Annotated in this window: 2 rRNA genes; both read right to left on the bottom strand. The window is 49.5% G+C overall.

Annotated features, from left to right (window positions below):
* A 5S ribosomal RNA gene (gene rrf, locus NI468_RS15855) occupies positions 1 to 83 on the bottom strand; the annotation flags it as partial.
* A gap of 201 nt (positions 84 to 284) precedes the next feature.
* Positions 285 to 3,179: ribosomal RNA gene (locus NI468_RS15850) — 23S ribosomal RNA — on the bottom strand.
* Positions 3,180 to 3,305: the final 126 nt, after the last annotated feature.

Genomic DNA, 3,305 nt, shown 5'->3' with positions numbered 1-3,305 from the left:
CCCACACTACCATCAGCGCTAAGAGGTTTCACTTCTGAGTTCGGGAAGGGATCAGGTGGTTCACTCTTGCTATGGTCGCCAGCACAACTGTTTATGACTATTTGCTTGGGTCTTATGGGCGTTGTTTTCACTTCGCTAGCCTAGCTTTCGTCAAATGAGTTATTAACAGGTATATCTGAGTTGCAGTAGTTTGTTCGATTAGCTTAACTAAATCAAGGCTTCGTCTGATCGTTAGATCAATATGAAATCAATTGATGCTTTATATACAACTGTTTGGGTGTTGTATAGTCAAGCCTCACGAGCAATTAGTATTGGTCAGCTTCACATATCACTATGCTTCCACATCCAACCTATCAACGTCGTAGTCTTCAACGGCTCTTTAGGAGACATAAAGTCTCGGGGAAATCTTATCTTGAGGTAGGCTTCCCGCTTAGATGCTTTCAGCGGTTATCCCTTCCGAACATAGCTACCCGGCGATGCCACTGGCGTGACAACCGGTACACCAGAGGTTCGTCCACTCTGGTCCTCTCGTACTAGGAGCAGATCCTCTCAAATTTCCAACGCCCACGGTAGATAGGGACCGAACTGTCTCACGACGTTCTAAACCCAGCTCGCGTACCTCTTTAAATGGCGAACAGCCATACCCTTGGGACCTGCTTCAGCCCCAGGATGAGATGAGCCGACATCGAGGTGCCAAACACCGCCGTCGATATGAACTCTTGGGCGGTATCAGCCTGTTATCCCCAGAGTACCTTTTATCCGTTGAGCGATGGCCCTTCCATACAGAACCACCGGATCACTAAGACCTACTTTCGTACCTGCTCGACTTGTGGGTCTCGCAGTTAAGCGCGCTTTTGCCTTTATACTCTACGCGTGATTTCCGACCACGCTGAGCGCACCTTCGTACTCCTCCGTTACTCTTTAGGAGGAGACCGCCCCAGTCAAACTACCCACCAGACATGGTCCTCGTCCCGGATAACGGGACAGAGTTAGAACCTCAATATTACCAGGGTGGTATTTCAAGGACGGCTCCATCGCAACTAGCGTCGCGACTTCAAAGCCTCCCACCTATCCTACACAAGTAAGATCAAAGTTCAATGTCAAGCTGCAGTAAAGGTTCACGGGGTCTTTCCGTCTAGCCGCGGGTACACCGCATCTTCACGGCGAATTCGATTTCACTGAGTCTCTGCTGGAGACAGCGCCCCCATCATTATGCCATTCGTGCAGGTCGGAACTTACCCGACAAGGAATTTCGCTACCTTAGGACCGTTATAGTTACGGCCGCCGTTTACTGGGGCTTCGATCAAGAGCTTCGCTTACGCTAACCCCATCAATTAACCTTCCAGCACCGGGCAGGCATCACACCCTATACGTCCACTTTCGTGTTTGCAGAGTGCTATGTTTTTAATAAACAGTTGCAGGGGCCTGGTTTCTGAGGCTGTCGGCCGCTCAAGGAGCAAGTCCTATCACAGACAACAGCGTACCTTCTCCCGAAGTTACGGTACCATTTTGCCTAGTTCCTTCAGCAGAGTTCTCTCAAGCGCTTTGGTCTACTCGACCTGACCACCTGTGTCGGTTTCGGGTACGATTCCTGTGTAACTGAAGCTTAGAGACTTTTCCTGGAAGCATGGTATCAGCCACTTCACTGTACAAGTACAGCTTGCTATCAGTTCTCAGCATAGAGTACCCCGGATTTGCCTAAGATACATGCCTACAACCTTCCACCTGGACAACCAACGCCAGGCTGACTTAACCTTCTCCGTCCTCTCATCGCATTACACAGAAGTATTGGAATATTAACCAATTTCCCATCGACTACGCCTCTCGGCCTCGCCTTAGGGGTCGACTCACCCAGCCCCGATTAACGTTGGACTGGAACCCTTGGTCTTTCAGCGTGCGAGTTTTTCACTCGCATTGTCGTTACTCACGTCAGCATTCGCACTTCTGATACCTCCAGCAGACTTCTCAATCCACCTTCATCGGCTTACAGAACGCTCCCCTACCACGCATAATAAATTATGCATCCGCAGCTTCGGCATATAGTTTTAGCCCCGTTACATCTTCCGCGCAGGCCGACTCGACTAGTGAGCTATTACGCTTTCTTTAAAGGGTGGCTGCTTCTAAGCCAACCTCCTAGCTGTCTATGCCTTCCCACATCGTTTCCCACTTAACTATAATTTTGGGGCCTTAGCTGGCGGTCTGGATTGTTTTCCTCTTGACTACGGACGTTAGCACCCGCAGTCTGTCTCCCGGATAGTACTCATTGGTATTCGGAGTTTGCATCGGTTTGGTAAGTCGGGATGACCCCCTAGCCGAAACAGTGCTCTACCCCCAATGGTATTCGTCCGAGGCGCTACCTAAATAGCTTTCGGGGAGAACCAGCTATCACCAAGTTTGATTAGCCTTTCACCCCTATCCACAAGTCATCCCCTGGCTTTTCAACGACAGTGGGTTCGGTCCTCCAGTTAGTGTTACCCAACCTTCAACCTGCTCATGGATAGATCACCTGGTTTCGGGTCTATACCCAGCAACTAAACGCCCTATTAAGACTCGGTTTCCCTACGGCTCCCCTATTCGGTTAACCTCGCTACTGAATATAAGTCGCTGACCCATTATACAAAAGGTACGCAGTCACCGGACTAAGCCGGCTCCCACTGCTTGTATGCATGCGGTTTCAGGATCTATTTCACTCCCCTCACAGGGGTTCTTTTCGCCTTTCCCTCACGGTACTGGTTCACTATCGGTCAGTCAGGAGTATTTAGCCTTGGAGGATGGTCCCCCCATATTCAGACAAGGTTTCACGTGCCTCGCCCTACTCGACATCATCATATAAGCCCTTTCGTGTACAGGACTATCACCGTCTACGGTCGCACTTCCCAGAGCGTTCCACTAGAACTTATATGACTTAATGGGCTCTTCCCCTTTCGCTCGCCGCTACTGAGGGAATCTCAATTGATTTCTTTTCCTAAGGGTACTGAGATGTTTCACTTCCCCTCGTTCGCCTTGCAACACTATGTATTCATGTTGCAATACCTACCTTATGGTAAGTGGGTTTCCCCATTCAGACATCTCCGGATCACAGGATATTTGCCGCCTCCCCGGAGCTTTTCGCAGGCTATCACGTCTTTCTTCGCCTCTGACTGCCAAGGCATCCACCACATGCACTTAATTACTTGACTATACAACCCCAAACAGTCGTTTATCCTTACAAGTGGGATAAGCAACAGATTGTGATGATCTCTCATCACACTCATACAGTTGGCGTTTGTGCACTTAAGCACCGTACAGCTTCAATTAGATTCATA

This window comes from Acinetobacter lwoffii (assembly GCF_024129355.1).
Classification (GTDB): Bacteria; Pseudomonadota; Gammaproteobacteria; order Pseudomonadales; family Moraxellaceae; genus Acinetobacter; species Acinetobacter lwoffii_I.
This window is presented reverse-complemented; position numbering and strand designations above follow the sequence as displayed.